The sequence below is a fragment of the Pseudomonas sp. SWRI77 genome, assembly GCF_014269105.1.
GTDB lineage: Bacteria > Pseudomonadota > Gammaproteobacteria > Pseudomonadales > Pseudomonadaceae > Aquipseudomonas > Aquipseudomonas capeferrum.
In genome coordinates, this window is record NZ_JABWRV010000004.1 from 114,319 (window position 1) to 132,075 (window position 17,757).

Annotated in this window: 16 protein-coding genes; 6 read left to right on the forward strand and 10 right to left on the reverse strand. The window is 62.3% G+C overall.

The window, feature by feature from the left end; all coding sequences use genetic code 11:
- Positions 1–34: 34 nt before the first annotated feature.
- Positions 35–2,626, reverse strand: coding sequence for a glycosyltransferase (locus tag HU766_RS05805; protein WP_033700895.1), 2,592 nt, complete (start codon positions 2,624–2,626; stop codon positions 35–37).
- 133 nt (positions 2,627–2,759) lie between these two features.
- Between HU766_RS05805 and tcdA the strand changes: the two genes are divergently transcribed.
- Positions 2,760–3,569 (forward strand): tRNA cyclic N6-threonylcarbamoyladenosine(37) synthase TcdA, encoded by an 810-nt coding sequence (gene tcdA, locus HU766_RS05810; protein ID WP_095064085.1) that lies wholly within the window; start codon positions 2,760–2,762, stop codon positions 3,567–3,569.
- Positions 3,570–3,664: 95 nt separating this feature from the next.
- Here tcdA and HU766_RS05815 read toward each other — a convergent pair whose 3' ends face one another.
- The 6 genes from HU766_RS05815 to HU766_RS05840 form a co-directional block, all read right to left on the reverse strand.
- Positions 3,665–4,075, reverse strand: a complete 411-nt coding sequence (locus tag HU766_RS05815; RefSeq protein ID WP_186654460.1) for a SufE family protein — start codon at positions 4,073–4,075, stop codon at positions 3,665–3,667.
- Positions 4,072–5,277 (reverse strand): cysteine desulfurase, encoded by a 1,206-nt coding sequence (locus HU766_RS05820; protein WP_186654462.1) that lies wholly within the window; start codon positions 5,275–5,277, stop codon positions 4,072–4,074. The genes HU766_RS05815 and HU766_RS05820 overlap by 4 nt, the downstream gene beginning before the upstream one ends.
- A gap of 78 nt (positions 5,278–5,355) precedes the next feature.
- The gene (gene dapD, locus HU766_RS05825; protein WP_186654464.1) at positions 5,356–6,390 is read right to left on the reverse strand and encodes a 2,3,4,5-tetrahydropyridine-2,6-dicarboxylate N-succinyltransferase; all 1,035 of its coding nucleotides are present in this window, start codon (positions 6,388–6,390) and stop codon (positions 5,356–5,358) included.
- A 42-nt stretch (positions 6,391–6,432) separates the two neighbouring features.
- A complete protein-coding gene (locus HU766_RS05830) occupies positions 6,433–6,780 on the reverse strand; it encodes an ArsC family reductase (protein WP_077068598.1) in 348 nt (115 codons plus the stop codon).
- A 118-nt stretch (positions 6,781–6,898) separates the two neighbouring features.
- Positions 6,899–7,198: a HigA family addiction module antitoxin gene (locus tag HU766_RS05835; RefSeq protein ID WP_186654466.1), complete on the reverse strand. Its 300-nt coding sequence runs from the start codon at positions 7,196–7,198 to the stop codon at positions 6,899–6,901.
- A gap of 8 nt (positions 7,199–7,206) precedes the next feature.
- Positions 7,207–7,485 carry a type II toxin-antitoxin system RelE/ParE family toxin gene (locus HU766_RS05840; protein ID WP_186654474.1) on the reverse strand — a complete coding sequence of 93 codons (279 nt, stop codon included), beginning with the start codon at positions 7,483–7,485 and terminating at the stop codon, positions 7,207–7,209.
- 237 nt (positions 7,486–7,722) lie between these two features.
- Here HU766_RS05840 and HU766_RS05845 point away from each other — a divergent pair, with 237 nt between their 5' ends.
- Complete coding sequence (locus tag HU766_RS05845; RefSeq protein ID WP_186654477.1) at positions 7,723–9,369, forward strand: Na+/H+ antiporter; 1,647 nt, start codon at positions 7,723–7,725, stop codon at positions 9,367–9,369.
- A 37-nt stretch (positions 9,370–9,406) separates the two neighbouring features.
- Here the strand turns inward: HU766_RS05845 and dapC are convergent, their stop codons facing one another.
- The 3 genes from dapC to map are packed head-to-tail and all read right to left on the reverse strand — an operon-like array spanning position 9,407 to position 14,148.
- Positions 9,407–10,603, reverse strand: coding sequence for a succinyldiaminopimelate transaminase (dapC, locus tag HU766_RS05850; protein WP_033700888.1), 1,197 nt, complete (start codon positions 10,601–10,603; stop codon positions 9,407–9,409).
- Between the two features lie 22 nt (positions 10,604–10,625).
- Positions 10,626–13,328, reverse strand: coding sequence for a [protein-PII] uridylyltransferase (locus tag HU766_RS05855; RefSeq protein ID WP_033700887.1), 2,703 nt, complete (start codon positions 13,326–13,328; stop codon positions 10,626–10,628).
- Between the two features lie 37 nt (positions 13,329–13,365).
- Positions 13,366–14,148: a type I methionyl aminopeptidase gene (gene map / locus HU766_RS05860; RefSeq protein WP_033700886.1), complete on the reverse strand. Its 783-nt coding sequence runs from the start codon at positions 14,146–14,148 to the stop codon at positions 13,366–13,368.
- 346 nt (positions 14,149–14,494) lie between these two features.
- Between map and rpsB the strand changes: the two genes are divergently transcribed.
- From rpsB to frr, 4 genes are all read left to right on the forward strand, one after another.
- Positions 14,495–15,232, forward strand: coding sequence for a 30S ribosomal protein S2 (gene rpsB / locus HU766_RS05865; protein ID WP_027595792.1), 738 nt, complete (start codon positions 14,495–14,497; stop codon positions 15,230–15,232).
- 186 nt (positions 15,233–15,418) lie between these two features.
- Positions 15,419–16,282, forward strand: coding sequence for a translation elongation factor Ts (gene tsf, locus HU766_RS05870; protein WP_033700885.1), 864 nt, complete (start codon positions 15,419–15,421; stop codon positions 16,280–16,282).
- A 176-nt stretch (positions 16,283–16,458) separates the two neighbouring features.
- Positions 16,459–17,202 (forward strand): UMP kinase, encoded by a 744-nt coding sequence (gene pyrH, locus HU766_RS05875; RefSeq protein WP_016392310.1) that lies wholly within the window; start codon positions 16,459–16,461, stop codon positions 17,200–17,202.
- On the forward strand, positions 17,199–17,756 hold the full coding sequence (gene frr, locus HU766_RS05880) for a ribosome recycling factor (RefSeq protein WP_186654479.1): 558 nt from the start codon (positions 17,199–17,201) through the stop codon (positions 17,754–17,756). The genes pyrH and frr overlap by 4 nt, the downstream gene beginning before the upstream one ends.
- Position 17,757: the final 1 nt, after the last annotated feature.

The following is a 17,757-nucleotide window of genomic DNA, read 5'->3' on the forward strand; positions in this document are numbered from 1 at the left end:
GCAGGCCGATGGGGCGCAAAGCGCCCCCGGATTTTCAGGCCTGCTGTGGCTGCGCAACCTTGTCCGCAGGCTTTGGCAGCGAAGACAGCAACGCCATCACCAACGCCGCCAGATACGGCAACGACTGCACCAGCAACATCGCCACCCAGAAGCGCATGTCCGAGCTTGGCAGCCCTTGCACCAGGAAGATGCCCAGTGCCGCGCCCCAAAGCAGCAACATGATGAACAGCTCTTCACGCGCTTCGGAGAGGGCCACCAACACCCCGTGGCTGTCGGCGTTCTTCGGCGTGCGGAAGAACGGCATGCTGCTGGTGAAGAACCCGTACAACACCGCCTTGGCGATGGTGTGCGACAACGCCAGCCCCGCCAGCGCCGCGGCGAAGGCATCCTTGAGGTTGACCCCGACCGCCCGGCGGTACAGGAAGATGATCTTGCCGACCTTGAAGAAGAACAGCGCCAGGGGCGGGATGGCGAAAATCATCAGCGGCGGGTCGACCCGGTGCGGGACGATGATCATCGCCGCCGACCACAGCAATGCGCCGACGGTGAAGAAGATGTTCATGCCGTCGGCCACCCACGGCAGCCAGCCGGCCAGGAAGTGGTAGCGCTGGCCACGGGTCAGCTCGCTGCCCTTGCCGCGCAGCAGGGCGCCGGCATGGTGCTTGATGATCTGGATGGCGCCATAGGCCCAGCGGAAGCGCTGCTTCTTGAAGTCGATGAAGGTGTCGGGCATCAGGCCCTTGCCGTAGCTGTTGTGGGCGTAGGCGGCCGACAGGCCTTTCTCGAATACCCGCAGGCCCAGTTCGGCATCCTCGCAGATGCACCATTCGGCCCAGCCGAGTTCTTCCAGGACTGTGCGGCGGGTCATGGTCATGGTGCCGTGCTGGATGATCGCGTCACGGTCGTTGCGGGTCACCATGCCGATGTGGAAAAAGCCCTTGTATTCGCTGTAGCACAGCTTCTTGAAGGCGCTTTCGTGCTGGTCGCGATAGTCCTGCGGCGACTGCACCACGGCGATCTTCGGGTCGGCGAAATGCGGCACCATGTGCTTGAGCCAGTTGCGGTCGACGCAGTAGTCCGAGTCGATCACCGCGATCACTTCGGCGTCCTTGGCGGTGTGCGGGAGCAGGTAGTTGAGTGCGCCGCCCTTGAAACCGGCCAACGGCGCGACGTGGAAGAACTTGAAGCGCTCGCCAAGCTTCTCGCAGTGCGCCTTGAGCGGCTCCCACACGGCCGGGTCCTTGGTGTTGTTGTCGATCACCAGCACTTCGTAGTCGGGGTAATCCAGCGCGGCCAGGGCATCGAGGGTCTGCTTGACCATCTCGGGCGGCTCGTTGTAGCACGGTACATGCACCGACACCTTGGGCCGGTAGGCGCTGTCGGCCTGCACCGGCAGGAACTCGCGCCGTCGCTTGTGAATCCATACCGCCTCCGCCAGTTCGTGGGCCTCGGTCATCAGCACGATGAACACGCCCAAGGCCCCCAGCGCCAGCAGCACGCCGACGGTCAGGCTGAACCAGGTGCTGTATTGCTGGCTGTAGTCGTAGGCGATCCACACCAGCACCGACCCACACAGGAAGGTGATGAAGGTCAGGAAGGTGCGGCCACGCTGGCGCAAGGCCGAACCGTCGATCAGCAGCACGGCCAGGGCAATCATCGCCAGTACCACCGACGCCACGGCCAGGGCCCGCCACTGCGGGATGGCGACCACGGGGCCATCGAAGTTGAACTTCTGCTGGCGTTCGGCGTTGAACACGCCCCAGTAGGCGCCTACCGAGCCTTCGTCACTGGCTTTCCAGGGCTGGTCGTAGGCCTCGATGACAAAGTAGTTGTAGCCACGGCGGTTGAGGGTGTTGACCAAGGTGCGCAGGTAGATGGCCTGGTCGGCCTGGGTGGCATCGGCGCCGCCGCGCATACGGCCGTTGCTTGGCCAGCCGACTTCCGACAGCAGCAGTGGCTTGCGTGGGAACTGCTGCTTGAGCTCGCGGGCGCGGTCGAGCACGAATTCCACCGAGTCCTTCATCGGCACGAATTCCCAGTAAGGCAGGATGTGCGCGGCGATCAGGTCGACGTGCTTGGCCAGCTCCGGGTTTTCCTTCCAGATATGCCATTGCTCACTGGTGGTGACCGGCACCTTGACCGCCGCGCGTACCCGGTCCAGGTACTGGATCAAGGCTTGTGGGGTGACTTCTTCGCGGAACAGCGCCTCGTTGCCCACCACTACCCGCACCACACTGCGCGAGGTGTTGGCCAGTTCAATGGCGCTGGCGATTTCGCGCTCGTTGCGCTCAAGGTCCGGGCTGATCCAGATGCCCAAGGTCACCCGCAGGCCGAATTCTTCGGCCAGGCGCGGGATATCGGCCTGGGTGCCCTCTACGGTATAGATGCGGATGCTGTCGGTCAGCTTGCTCATCTGCTCCAGGTCCTGGCGCATCTCGTCGTCGTTGGGGTATTGGCCCTTTTGCGGGCTTTCGCCCAGACGGAACGGCGAATACGAGAAGCCGGAGATCTGTTCCGGCCAGGCAGGCGCGGACACCGGGCGGTTGATCAGCGCCCAGAACCCGGTAAATAGCGCAGCGATGGCCAGGACCACGACCAGGTTGAGGCCGAATTTGCGTGATGACATTGTCGTCCAAGTCTGTCGAATTGAGTGAATATTAAAGCAGGATTGGTAGGCACTTTCCTAACGATGGAGGCTACGGGCGCCATTGGCATATAATGCGCGCCGTTTTTTGGGGTATGAGCTTCGGGGTAGCAAGATGAGCACAGAAGATCCACGCTTCGCCGGCGTTGCCCGGTTGTACGGCGACGATGGCCTGCAACGGCTGAAGTTGGCCCATGTAGCTGTCGTCGGTATCGGCGGGGTCGGCTCTTGGGCGGCCGAAGCATTGGCCCGCAGTGGCGTGGGCGAAATCACCCTGTTCGACCTCGACGATGTCTGCGTCAGCAATACCAACCGCCAGGCCCATGCCCTGGAAGGGCAGGTGGGCCGGCCCAAGGTCGAAGTCATGGCCGAGCGCCTGCGGGCGATCAACCCGGCGTGTACGGTGCATGCGGTAGCTGACTTCGTGACCCGCGAAACCATGGCCGAGTACATCACCGAAGGGCTCGACTGTGTCATCGACTGTATCGACAGTGTCATGGCCAAGGCCGCACTGATCGCCTGGTGCAAGCGCCGCAAGATCGCCATCGTCACCACCGGTGGCGCAGGTGGGCAGATCGACCCGACGCAGATCCAGGTCGGTGACCTCAACAAGACCTTCAACGACCCGCTGGCCTCGCGGGTACGCTCGACCTTGCGCCGCGACTACAACTTCTCGCGCAATGTCAGCCGCAACTACGGTGTGCCCTGTGTGTTTTCCAGCGAGCAGCTGCGCTACCCCAAGGGGGATGGCAGCGTTTGCCTGCAGAAGAGCTTCGTCGGTGAAGGCGTGCGCCTGGACTGCTCGGGCGGGTTTGGCGCGGTGATGATGGTGACTGCGACCTTTGCCATGGTGGCGGCGAGCAAGGCCGTGGAAAAGCTGGTGGCAGGTGCCAGGCGGCCTTCGGAGCGGGTCAAGCCCGAGTAAGGCGCACGATCTGTGCAGCATTTTTCGCCCGTTAACTCATTGATGAGCGTGTTCTTGTGGGAGCGGGCTTGCCCCGCGAAGCATCCGACGCCGATTCAACTGACAGAAACCAGCTCGGCCATGCGCTGCAACACCGCATGTAGCCCATTGCTGCGCGAGGGTGACAGCTGCCGTTCTAGCCCTAGCTGGTGGAACCAGGCCCGCAGATCCAGGTCAGCCAGCTCGCTGCTGGCCAAGCCCTGCACCCGCACCAGCAGCAACGCCAGCAGCCCGCGCAACAACCGTGCATCGCTGCTGGCCTTGAACTGCCACTGGCCGTCATGCTGCTCAGCCACCAGCCACACCAGGCTTTCACAGCCATGCACGCGGTTGCGCTCGCATTTGTCCGCATCGCTCAGCGGCTCAAGCCGATCACCCCACTGCATCAGCAGCCGTGCACGTTGTTCCCAGCCACGGGCCTGTTCGAACTGTTCCAGTGCTTCGCGGGCAGGTGTCGGCACATTCATCGCAACAACTCCAGCCCTTGATCCAGCGCCTCGAAGAAGCGCTGCAGGTCATCGCTGTCGTTATACAGCCCCAGCGACACTCGAATCGCCCCCTCCAGCCCCAGCCCCTTGAGCAGCGGCATAGCGCAATGATGGCCGGCACGTACGGCGATGCCTTGTTCGGTCAGCAGGTGGGCGATGTCTGCGTTATGCACCCCCTCGATGACGAAGCTGGCCAACGCCGTCTGCGGTGCACCGAGCACCCGGATGCCATCGCGGTCGGCCAGGCCACGCAGCAAGTGCTGGTGCAAGCTGGACTCATGCCGTTCGACCGCATGGGCATCGAGGCTGGCCAGGTAATCGAGTGTCGCGCCCAGGCCGATAACACCTGCGATGGGCGGGGTTCCGGCTTCAAACCCCAGTGGCGCGGGGCGGAAGCTGGCACTCTGGTACTCGGCCAGTTGCACCATTTCACCGCCAAATTGCCAGTGACGCAGCAACGCCAGCGCCTGGCTGCGGCCGTAGAGCACGCCGACACCTTCCGGGCCGTACAGCTTGTGGCTGGAAAACACGTAGTAATCGCAGGCCAACTGCTGCACATCATGACGGCCGTGCACCACGCCTTGGGCGCCATCGACCACGGTCAGCGCGCCTTGCGCCCGGGCGTGGGCCAGCAAGGCTGGCAGCGGTTGCCAGGTGCCGAGCACGTTGGACAGCTGGCTGACCGCCAGTACCCGCGTGCGTGGCCCGATCAGTTGCAGTGCCTGGTCGAGGTCGATACGGCCCTGCACGTCCAGCGGCAGGATCACCAGGCGCAGGTTGCGTCGCCGGGCCAGCTGTTGCCAGGGCAGCAGGTTGGCATGGTGCTCCAGGGCGCTGACGGCGATTTCGTCGCCGGCTTCGAAGCGGTGTTCCAGGCCGTAGGCCAGCAGGTTCAAGGCCGAGGTGGCGCCGTGGGTGAAGATGATCTGCTGCGAGTCGGCGGCATTGAGCCAGGCGGCAACCTTGTCGCGGCTGGTTTCGAACGCCTGGGTCGCCAGTGCGCCGGGCAAGTGCTGGGCACGGTGCACGTTCGCCGCGCCATGGCCGTAGTAATGGCTCAGGGCATCGAGCAGGGCTTGCGGTTTCTGGCTGGTGGCGGCGCTGTCCAGGTAGGTCTGGTGCTGCCGTTGCAGGGCGTCGATGGCGGGGAAATCGGCACGCCAGGGGGAGGGCTGGAACATGTTCGCGGGGCCTGGAATGAAAAACGGGTCTGGCATTACGCCAGACCCGATCTTATCACTTCAAACCGTGGAAGGTTCTCAGTTATGGGCGTGCAGCGCCTCGTTCAGCTCGATGGCCGACTTGTGGGTCTTGCACTCCACAGCGCCGTTCAGCGAGTTGCGGCGGAACAGCAGGTCGGTCTGGCCGGCCAGGTCGCGGGCCTTGACCACTTTGACCAGCTCGTTGTGCTCGTCCAGCAGGTTCACCTTGGTGCCGGCAGTGATGTACAGGCCGGCTTCGACGGTGTTGCGGTCGCCCAGCGGGATGCCGATACCGGCGTTGGCGCCGATCAGGCAGCCTTCGCCAACCTTGATGACGATGTTGCCGCCGCCGGACAGGGTGCCCATGGTCGAGCAGCCGCCGCCCAGGTCCGAACCCTTGCCGACGAACACGCCTGCCGACACGCGGCCTTCGATCATGCCCGGGCCTTCGGTGCCGGCGTTAAAGTTGACGAAGCCTTCGTGCATGATGGTGGTGCCTTCGCCGATGTAGGCGCCCAGGCGCACACGGGCGGTGTCGGCGATGCGCACGCCGGCCGGGACCACGTAGTCGGTCATTTTCGGGAACTTGTCTACCGAGAACACTTCCAGCAGCTCGCCCTTCAGGCGCGCTTCCAGTTGCAGTTGGGCCAGCTCGGCCAGGTCGACGGCGCCCAGGTTGGTCCAGGCAACGTTCGGCAGCAGCGGGAAGATGCCGGCCAGGCTCACGCCGTGCGGCTTGACCAGGCGGTGCGACAGCAGGTGCAGCTTGAGGTAGGCCTCTGGGGTCGAGGTCAGCGCTGTGTCTTCGGCCAGCAAGGTGGCGACCAGCGGCTTGTGGCTTTCGGCCAGGCGGGTCAGCAGGGCGGCCTGGGCGGCATCGACACCTTTCACGGCTTCGGCCAGTTGCGCCGCTTGCCCGTTGCTGAACGCAATGGCCTGGTTACCGCCTTCGTAGCCCAGGATCGGGGCAACGGCGGCGATCAGGTCGGCGCTTGGGTTGACCAGAGGTTGGGCGTAGAAGACTTCCAGCCAGGTACCCTGGCGGTTCTGGGAGCCGACACCGAAGGCCAGGCTGAACAGAGTATTGGACATGTGATTACCTCGTGCGAAATAGGGTATTGAGCGGTGACGGGCTCAGGCCAGTGCGGCGGCGTACAGGTCCGGCTTGAAGCCGACCAATGTGCGCGTGCCAAGGTCGAGTACCGGACGCTTGATCATCGACGGCTGGGCCAGCATCAGTTCGACGGCCTTGGCTTGGTCAATGTCGGCCTTGCTGGCGTCGTCGAGCTTGCGGAAGGTGGTGCCGGCACGGTTGAGGATGACTTCCCAGCCGTGTTCGTCGCACCAGCGGTTCAGGCTGTCACGGTCGATGCCTTGGGTCTTGTAGTCGTGGAATTCGTAGCCGATGGCTTTGTCTTCGAGCCAGGTGCGCGCCTTTTTCATGGTGTCGCAGGCTTTGATGCCGTAGAGCGTGTAGGTCATTGTGTACATTGAGGCCACAGGCTGCCCCAATCTCTCCATTTTCGAATGTCAGTCGCGGGATTATGCGTGAACGATCCTCGCGGCGCCACGCCCGTGGCGCCCCTGATCAGGGTGTGTCTCAAGCGACCAGGCGCTGTACCGCCCCGATGATCTCGTCGCCATGTCGCTGTTCGGCAGTTCGCAGATCAAAAGTACTCTGCAGGTTGAGCCAGAATTCAGGGGTGGTATCCAGGCAGATGGAAAGACGCAGCGCCATGTCGGCAGACACGCCGCCCCGTTCGCGCAGAATATTGTTGACAGTTGGCGTGGCGACGCCCAGCGCCCTTGCCAACGCGGCAGCACTGAAGCCCATTTCTTTCTGAAAGTCCTCACGCAGGACTTCACCGGGATGTATTGGACGCATACCGTTCTTGAGCATGATGCACCTCAATGGTAATCGACTATTTCAACGTTAACCGGACCGTTTTCGGTCCAGATAAAGCACAAGCGCCACTGGTCATTGACGCGAATACTGTGCTGGCCGTCCCGATTGCCGCTCAACGGCTCGAGACGGTTGCCAGGTGGCGAGCGAAGGTCCCGCAGCGCTGCTGCGGCATCGAGCATGGCGAGTTTGCGCTCCACAACAGACTTGATATCCGACCATCGCTGCGTCTTTCCAGTGGTAAAGAGTGCTTCCGTGTCAGCACAACTGAAGCTTCGAATCATCGGGCTTAATGCTTAACGTTATTCGTTATGCATGAGTATACGTTTATACGGCATCATTTCAAGTCTGCGGGCGCGCATCGGCATCGATACGATAGCCAAGTATCATCATGTTACATATTCAGTCGCTACCTGCGACTATCGTGCAGCGGCCTCGTTTCAGCAGTCCCCGCTAACATAGTGTTTCGTGGCGATGTTTCGCCTTGTTTGAGTTCTGGTTCACAAAGGAAGCTTTAACGGATGCAGTCAGCCTATACCGTCCTCATCCTGCTGACGCTGGTAAGCGTGTCAAAACTGGTCGGCCGAATCATTCCGCTGCCGCTGCCCTTGGTGCAGATCGCCGCCGGTGCCTTGTTAGCCTGGCCGACCCTGGGCCTGCACGTGGCCCTTGACCCTGAACTGTTCCTTTTCCTGTTCCTGCCACCGCTGCTGTTTGCCGACGGCTGGCGCATTCCCAAGCGCGAGCTGTGGCGCATTCGTGGCCCAGTGGTGGCGCTGGCCGTGGGCCTGGTGCTGTTCACCGTGGTGGGCGCTGGTTACTTCATTCACTGGCTGCTGCCCAGCATCCCGCTGGCAGTCGCCTTCGCCCTGGCGGCCGTGCTGTCGCCGACCGATGCCGTGGCGGTCTCGGCCATCGCCCAGGACCGCTTGCCGACACCGCTGATGCACATGCTGCAGGGCGAAGCGTTGATGAACGATGCCTCGGGCCTGGTGACGTTCAAGTTTGCCCTGGCCGCAGCGATTACCGGGGTGTTCTCGTTGGCCGATGCCAGCTTCAGTTTCGTCCTGGTTGCCCTCGGCGGCCTGGCGGTCGGCGTTGCGCTGAGCTGGCTGATCGGCCGGCTGCGCACCTGGATGATCGCGCGGGGCTGGGACGACCCGGCTACGCACGTGGTGTTCATGCTGCTGCTGCCCTTTGCCGCTTACGTACTGGCCGAGCGCCTGGGTGTGTCCGGCATCCTCTCGGCGGTAGCTGCCGGCATGATGCAGAGCTGGCTCGACCTGCTGCCACGCCAGACCAGCACCCGCCTGCTCAACCGCAGCGTGTGGTCGTTGCTGGAGTTTGCCTTTAATGGCTTGATCTTCCTGCTGCTCGGCTTGCAGTTGCCGGACATCATCAAGGCCGTGGTGAGCCACGAGCCCACCGTGTGGCCGACCCTGGCCTGGCGCTGCCTGGATGTGCTGGCGATCTTTGCCGCGTTGATCCTGCTGCGGTTCATCTGGGTGCAGAGCATCTGGCGGGCCATCGGGGTGGTGCGCCGTTGGCGCGGCAAGCCGGCGTTGGTGCTGATGCCAACGGCGCGTTCCTGCTGGTTGCTGACCCTTGGTGGCGTACGCGGTGCGGTCACCTTGGCCGGTGTGATGTCGGTGCCGCTGCTGATGGGGGCGGGCAAGGCCTTCCCCGAGCGTGACCTGCTGATTTTCATTGCGGCCGGGGTGATCCTGTTGTCGCTGATCAGTGCCTGTATCGCCTTGCCGATCTTGCTGCGCGGTGTGACCAAAAGCCCCGACGAGCGCCTGCATCAGGAAGTACTGGAAGTCTGGCGACGTACCGCAGAGGCTGCGATTCATGCGCTGGAGGCGGAGGAGGTAATCGACGCCAATGCACCGCAGGATGCGGCCCAGGCGACCTTGGCAACCGAGCTCAAGGCGCGGCTGATGGCGGAGTACCGCGACGAGCTGAACAGTTACAACGACACGGCCGAGGCGCGGGCCCTGGCTGAGCAGATGGACTTGCTTGAGCGGCGTTTGCGCTTGCGTGCGCTGCGGGCGCAGCGTCTGGAGTTGTACAACCTGCATCGCCAGCACCTGGTGGGCGATGAGGTGGTGCGGCAGGTGCTGGGGGAGTTGGATATGAGCGAGGCGAACCTGGGGGCCATCAGGTAGGTAGCGAAAGGGGCGCCAAGCGCCCCCTTCAGCTCAATCAGCGATTCTGCAGGAACGCGCGAATTCGCTCAGCCGCCTCGATGCATTCGGCCAACGGCGCAACCAGCGCCATGCGGACCCGGCCAGCGCCTGGGTTGACGCCATCCACTTCACGCGACAGGTACGACCCGGGTACCACGGTCACATGCTCGGCTTCGAACAGGTCGCGGGTGAACGCAGCATCGCAGCCCGGTACCTTGGCCCACAGGTAGAAGCTGCCATCGGGCCGCTGCACATCCATCACCGGCTGCAGGATATCCAGCACGGCAGCGTACTTGGCCCGGTACTGGTCACGGTTGTCGCGCACATGCGCCTCATCCTGCCAGGCCGCGATGCTGGCCAGCTGGGTTTGCACGGGCATGGCGCAGCCGTGGTAGGTGCGGTACAGCAGGAAGGGTTTGATGATTTCGGCATCACCTGCCACGAAGCCCGAGCGCAGGCCAGGCAGGTTGGAGCGCTTGGACAGGCTGTGGAACACCACGCAACGCTTGAAGTCGCTGCGGCCAAGCTCGGCGCAGGCGCTGAGCAGGCCCGGGGGTGGCGCGTCTTCGTCGAAGTACAGCTCGCTGTAGCACTCGTCGGCGGCAATCACGAAATCGTGCTCGTCGGCCAAAGCGATCAGTTTCTTCAGGGTGTCCATCGGCACCAGCGCGCCAGTGGGGTTGCCCGGCGAGCACAGGAACAGGATCTGGCAACGCTGCCAGACATCCGCTGGCACGGCATCGAAGTCCGGGTTGAAGCCGTTGTTTTCAAGGCACGGCAGGTAATGCGGGGTGGCACCTGCCAGCAGGGCCGCGCCTTCGTAGATCTGGTAGAACGGGTTCGGGCTGACCACCAGGCCATCATCGGCGCGGTTGACCACGGCCTGGGTGAAGGCGAACAGCGCTTCACGGGTGCCGTTGACCGGCAGGATGTGGCGGTCGGCATCCAGCCAGCCGGCCGGCACGCCGAAACGACGTTCGCACCACTGGCCGATGGCCTGGCGCAAGGCTGGCAGGCCGAGGGTGCTGGGGTACACCGCCAGCTTGTCGAGGTTGTCGGTCATGGCCTGGGCGACGAACGCTGGCGAGGCGTGCTTGGGCTCGCCGATCGACAGGGCGATGGCGCGTTTGTCCGCCGCAGGCTTTACGCTGCCCAGCAGGGCACGGAGTTTCTCGAACGGGTAGGGCTGAAGCTGGGTCAGGGCATGGTTCATCGGCGCAAGGTCTCGTCAATCGTTAAAAGGTCACGCGGGTAGGGCTGGCATCGCTCGCCTGGCCGGCCTGCAGCTGCTGCACGATAGCCTCCTGCAGGCGGCTGCACAGCTGCGGGTCGGACAGCGGCTGGTTGTCGGCGTCGGTGATGAAGAACACGTCTTCCACGCGCTCGCCAAGGGTGGCGATCTTGGCGTTCTGCAGCGACAGATCAAACTCCAGGAAGATGCGCCCGATCCTGGCCAGCAGGCCCGGGCGGTCGGGGGCGGTGATCTCGAGGATGGTCACCGGCCGCTGGGCATCGTTGAGGATAGTGACCTGCGGCGGGAAGTTGAAGTGCTTGAGCTGGCGCGGCACCCGGCGCTGAATGATCGTCGGATAGTCCTCGGGGTTGCGCAGCGCTTCGGTCAGGCCGTCGCGAATCTGTTTGACCCGCTGCGGGTTGTCGCCGATCGAGCCACCGTCGTTGTCGAGCACGATATAGGTGTCGAGGGTGAACTGGCTGCTCGAGGTGATGATCCGCGCGTCATGGATGTTCAGGTTGAGCTGCGACATGGCCGCCACGGTCACGGCGAAGAAGTCGTGTTGGTCGGGGGCATAGATGAAGATCTGCGTGCCGCCCTCGAACTCGCGCGAGGTGGTTTCCTTGATCAGCACCAGTGGCCCACCGTCAGCGGGCTGCTGGAGGATGGCGTCACTGTGCCAGGCCACGTCGGCAGCGGTGTGCTTGAGGAAGTAGTCGTCACCCAGCTGTGACCAGAGCTGCTCCACGTCGTCCGGGTCGGTGCCCTCGCGGATCAGGATGTCCAGTGCCGCGCTCTGGGTCTGGCGAATCTGCTCTTCACGGTCCAGCGGGTTTTCCAACCCACGGCGCAGCGCGCGCTTGGTTTCGGTGTAGAGCTGGCGCAGCAGGCTGGCACGCCAGGAGTTCCACAGGCTCGGGTTGGTGGCGTTGATGTCGGCCACGGTCAGCACGTAGAGGTAGTCCAGGCGGGTTTCGTCACCCACGTGCAAGGCGAAATCGTTGATCACCTGCGGGTCGGACAGGTCCTTGCGCTGGGCGGTGGTGGACATCACCAGGTGGTTCAGCACCAGCCAGACGATCAGGCGGCTGTCCCAGGCGGGCAACTGGTGGCGCTCGCAGAACGCTTGCGCGTCCACCGCGCCCAGCTCCGAATGGTCACCCTGGCGGCCCTTGCCGATGTCGTGGTAAAGCCCGGCCAGGTAGATAAGCTCGGGTTTGGGCAGGCGGCCCATGAGCTTGCTGGCCAGCGGGAATTTTTCGGAAACCGGCGTGTACTGCAGTTTGCGCAGGTGCTTGATCAGGTTGAGCGTGTGCGCATCGACCGTATAAATGTGGAACAGGTCATGCTGCATCTGCCCGACGATCAGGCCGAACTCCGGCAGGTAGCGGCCAAGAATGCCGTAGCGGTTCATCCGCCGCAGGTTGCGGTGGATGCCGATCTCGCACTTGAACAGCTCGATGAACAGGCTGGTGTTGCGGATATCGTGGCGGAACGTTTCGTCGATCAGGTGGCGGTGTTCGCGCAGCAGGCGCACGGTGTCGGCACGTACCCCTTTGATCTCCGGGTGCTGGGCCATCAGCACGAAAATTTCCAGCATGGCGAATGGCGTGCGCTTGAACACGTTCGGCTTGGTCGCTTCTATATAGCCGTCGTGCAGGCGGAAGCGCGCATTCAGCGGCTGAGTAGTGCCACTGTCCTCGTCGGCGAGGATGACTTCCTCGAAGTGCTGGATGATCAGGTCGCACAACTGGCTGATGCTCATCACCACCCGGTAGTACTGCTGCATGAACTGTTCAATCGCGCGCTTGGGGTTTTCGTCGCTGTAGCCCAGCAGCGCGGCGATGCTGCGCTGGTGATCGAACAGCAAGCGGTCTTCGGCGCGCCCGGCCAGCATGTGCAGGGCATAGCGCACTTTCCACAGGAAATCCTGGGACGAGGCCAGCAGTTCGTTCTCGCTTTCCAGCAAGAAGCCTTCGCCTGCCAGTGCGTGCAGGTTCAGGGTGCCGTATTGGCGGCGGGCCACCCACAGCACGGTCTGGATGTCGCGCAGGCCACCGGGTGAACCCTTGACGTTGGGCTCAAGGTTGTACTCGGTGTCGTTGTACTTGTGGTGGCGGGCCTTGAGCTCGGCACGCTTGGCCAGGAAGAACTCCTTGCTCGGCCACATGTGCTCGGTGCTGGTAACTTCGAGCATGCGCTGGCGCAACGCTTCGGGGCCGGCAATCGTGCGGCTTTCCATCATGTTGGTGATGACCGTGAGGTCCGCACGCGCCTGTTCGGCACATTCGTCGACGGTGCGCACGCTCTGGCCCACTTCCAGGCCGATGTCCCACAGCAGGGTAAGGAAGCGCTCGATGGCCTCGCGGTACTGCTCGTGCTCGGCGGCGCCCAGCAGGATCAGCAGGTCGATGTCCGAATGCGGGTGCAGTTCACCGCGCCCGTAGCCGCCCACTGCGACCAGGGCGATACCGTGCTGGTCGCCCCAGTCGAACTGGTTCCAGGCCTGCTGCAGGATGTTGTCGACGAGCCAGGCGCGGTCCTCGATCAGCCGGCGGATCTCGCGGCCATCGCGAAAACGCTTGTCGAGCACCTCGCCAGCCTGGCGGATGGCTTTCTTGAAGGCGGTGATAGGGCTCGCCTTGAGGGCCAGTTCCGCCTGGAACTGGCCGCGGTCGAACAGCTCGGGATCCACCTGGGGCATTGCGTCGCGTTCCTGTCGTGGGGTGCCTGGCGCGGACTCAGGCCGAGGTGCGCGCGATGGTGTCGTCCTTGCGCAGGGTAAAGATCTCGTAGCCGGTAGCGGTCACCACCAGGGTGTGCTCCCACTGGGCCGAGAGCTTGCGGTCCTTGGTGATGGCGGTCCAGCCGTCGCCCAGCACCTTGGTGTCGGCCTTGCCCTGGTTGATCATCGGCTCGATGGTGAAGGTCATGCCTTCTTTGAGTTCCATGCCGGTGCCGGCGCGGCCGTAGTGAAGAATTTGCGGTTCTTCGTGGAACACCTTGCCGATGCCATGGCCACAGAATTCGCGCACCACCGAGAAACCGTTCTTTTCAGCGTGCTTCTGGATCACTTCGCCGATGTCGCCCAGGCGGCAGCCAGGCTTGACCAGTTCGATGGCCTTGTACATGCATTCCTGGGTGACCTGGGACAGGCGCTCGGCCCACACGGGTACCTTGCCGACGTGGAACATGCGGCTGGTGTCGCCGTGATAGCCGTCCTTGATCACGGTGACGTCGATGTTCAGCGTGTCACCGTCCTTTAGTGGCTTGTCGTTGGGGATGCCGTGGCAGACCACATGGTTGATCGAGGTGCAGATCGACTTGGGGTAGCCCTTGTAGTTGAGCGGCGCCGGGATGGCCTGCTGGACGTTGACGATGTAGTCGTGGCACAGGCGGTCCAGTTCTTCGGTGGTGACACCGGGCTTGACGTGCGCTTCGATCATTTCCAGCACGTCGGCGGCCAGGCGGCCGGCGATGCGCATCTTCTCGATGTCTTCTGCGGTCTTGATGGTGACGGTCATTACAGGCTCTCTACGGCGCCGTGCACGGCGCGAACAAACGGGAAAGGCCGGATTCTAGCAGAGCAGGGCGGCAATCGGTCGGGATAAAGGCGGCCAAGCTGCTGTCTATAGAGGGCATTCTGGCCTGAAAGCCTGGGTGCTGCAAAAGCCGCTGACGGACGCAACAGTATTCGGGTTCCGTTCGCTCGCGGTCTGTGGTATAAAATGCGCCGCTTTCGGGGTAGACCCCGTTAGCCTTAAACCCACACACGTGTCGACACGATGACCTGGGTGCCCCGAATTGCAGAATTTGCGGGTTGGTCATTGGGATGCGTGGAGGCCCAACCCGACTTACCAAGGAACTATCATGTCCCAAGTCAACATGCGCGATATGCTGAAGGCCGGTGTGCACTTCGGTCACCAGACCCGTTACTGGAACCCGAAAATGGGCAAGTACATTTTCGGCGCGCGTAACAAGATCCACATCATCAACCTGGAAAAAACCCTGCCGATGTTCAACGAGGCTCTGGCCTTCGTAGAGCGCCTGGCCCAGGGCAAGAACAAGATCATGTTCGTCGGCACCAAGCGTTCCGCCGGCAAGATCGTCGCCGAGCAAGCTGCTCGTGCCGGTTCGCCATACGTTGACCACCGCTGGTTGGGCGGCATGCTGACCAACTACAAAACCATCCGTGCTTCGATCAAGCGTCTGCGCGACCTGGAAACTCAGGCCGAAGATGGCACCTTTGCCAAGCTGACCAAGAAAGAAGCCCTGATGCGTTCGCGCGATCTGGAAAAGCTGGACCGCAGCCTGGGTGGTATCAAGGACATGGGCGGCCTGCCTGATGCCCTGTTCGTGATCGACGTTGACCACGAGCGCATTGCTATCACCGAAGCCAACAAGCTGGGCATCCCGGTTATCGGCGTTGTCGATACCAACAGCAGCCCGGAAGGTGTTGACTACATCATCCCAGGTAACGATGACGCCATTCGCGCTATCGAGCTGTACATGACTTCGATGGCTGACGCCATCATCCGCGGCCGCAACAACGTTGCTGGCGGCACCGAAGTCTACGCTGAAGAAGCGGCTGCACCTGCTGCTGAGTAATTGACGCCTGGCGTCTACTTGGCACGCAAAAAGGGGGCTCTGCCCCCTTTTTGCCACCTTGAAATCCTGCTGTCAGCAACGGCCCCGCACTATGGGCCTGCTGAGACGAAAACAGCGGATTTGCAGAATTGAACGCCCGTGACGAGCGGGTGGAATGGTTGAAAAACTTTCCAAGAGGATTTTGAAATGGCAGAGATTACTGCGGCGCTGGTCAAAGAACTGCGCGAGCGTACCGGCGAAGGCATGATGGATTGCAAGAAGGCGCTGACCAAGGCCGGCGGCGACATCGAAAAAGCCATTGACGACATGCGTGCCTCCGGCGCCATCAAGGCTGCCAAAAAGGCTGGCAACGTTGCTGCTGAAGGCGCTATCGCCATCAAGGCCGACGAAAAGTCCGCCGTTCTGCTGGAAGTGAACTCGCAGACCGACTTCCTGGCCCTGCAAGACGACTTCAAGAACTTCGTTGCTGAAAGCGTCGAGCAAGCCTTCGCCGAGAAGCTGACCGATGCCGCTCCGCTGATCGCTTCCCGTGAAGCGGCTCGCGAAGCCCTGGTTGCCAAGGTTGGCGAGAACGTCAACATCCGTCGCCTGGTGCGCGTTGAAGGTGACGTTGTCGGTACCTACCTGCACGGCAACAAGATCGGTGTTGCTGTTGTGCTGAAGGGCGGCGACGTTCAACTGGCCAAAGAAATCGCCATGCACGTGGCTGCCAGCAACCCAGAGTTCCTGCTGCCATCGGAAGTCTCGGCTGAGGCTATCGAGCGTGAGAAGGCGGTCTTCCTGCAACTGAACGAAGACAAGATCAAAGGCAAGCCTGAGAACATCGTCGAGAACATGATCAAAGGCCGTATTTCCAAGTTCCTGGCCGAAGCCAGCCTGGTTGAACAGGCCTTCGTCATGAACCCGGAAATCAAAGTCGGCGAACTGGCCAAGAAAGCCGGCGCTGAAATCGTTTCCTTCACCTACTTCAAAGTAGGCGAAGGCATCGAGAAGCCGGTCGACAACTTCGCTGAAGAAGTTGCTGCTCAGCTGGCTGCTGCCAAGCAGTAAGACAGACCCGTCTGTCGCCCCAAAGAGGCTGCCCGCTCACGCGCGCAGCCTCTTTGTCAAAGCGGGAGTGGTTTTCAGAACCGTTCCTCGCTGACGCAGTCGCTGCGTCACGTTAGAGTTACACGCAGGCTCAAACAGCCCGCAGAATTTTACAAACGCCGCAGGAGAGATTCGCAATGGCTCAGCAGGGCAGTGGTTATCAGGCTCGCTATAAACGCATTCTACTCAAACTTAGCGGCGAGGCCCTGATGGGCTCGGAAGAGTTCGGGATCGACCCCAAGGTCCTGGATCGCATGGCGCTGGAGGTCGGCCAGCTGGTCGGCATCGGTGTTCAGGTAGGTCTGGTAATCGGCGGTGGCAACCTGTTCCGTGGTGCGGCGCTCAGTGCAGCCGGCATGGATCGCGTCACCGGTGACCACATGGGCATGCTGGCGACCGTGATGAACGCCCTGGCCATGCGCGACGCGCTGGAGCGGGCAAACATTACCGCCATCGTCATGTCGGCCATTTCCATGGTTGGCGTAACCGATCACTATGATCGCCGCAAAGCCATGCGCCACCTCAATGCCAAAGAGGTCGTGATCTTCGCTGCCGGTACCGGCAACCCGTTCTTTACCACCGACTCCGCCGCTTGCCTGCGCGCCATCGAAATCGATGCCGACGTGGTATTGAAGGCAACCAAGGTCGATGGTGTATACACTGCAGATCCATTCAAGGACCCGCATGCCGAGAAGTTCGATCATCTGACCTACGATGAAGTGCTGGATCGCAAGCTGGGTGTGATGGATCTGACGGCAATCTGTCTGTGCCGCGACCACAAGATGCCGTTGCGCGTCTTCAACATGAACAAACCCGGCGCCTTGCTGAACATCGTGCATGGCGGCGCGGAAGGAACTCTGATCGAGGAAGTTCAAAAATGATCAACGCTATCAAGAAAGACGCCCAGGACCGCATGGGCAAGTCCATCGAGGCGCTGGGTCGCCACCTGGCAGCTATCCGCACCGGTCGCGCCCACCCAAGCATCCTGGACAGCGTCAAGGTGACTGCCTGGGGTAGCGAGATGCCGCTGAACCAGGTGGCTGCGATTTCCGTCGAAGACGCCCGCACCCTGAAAATTGTCGCCCACGACAAGAACCTCAGCGCAGCCATTGAAAAAGCCATCCTGACTTCCGACCTGGGCCTGAACCCGTCCAGCGCCGGTACCACCATCCGCGTACCGATGCCGGCCCTGACCGAGGAAACCCGCAAGGGTTACACCAAGCAGGCCAGCGGCGTTGCCGAAGATGCCAAGGTTGCCGTGCGTAACGTGCGCCGCGATGCCCTCGCCGACCTGAAGAAGCTGACCAAGGACAAGGAAATCAGCGAAGACGAAGAACGTCGCGCTGCTGACGAGATCCAGAAGCTCACCGACAAGTTCGTCGCTGACATCGACGCGGCGTTCAAAGCCAAGGAAAAGGACCTGTTGGCCGTTTAAG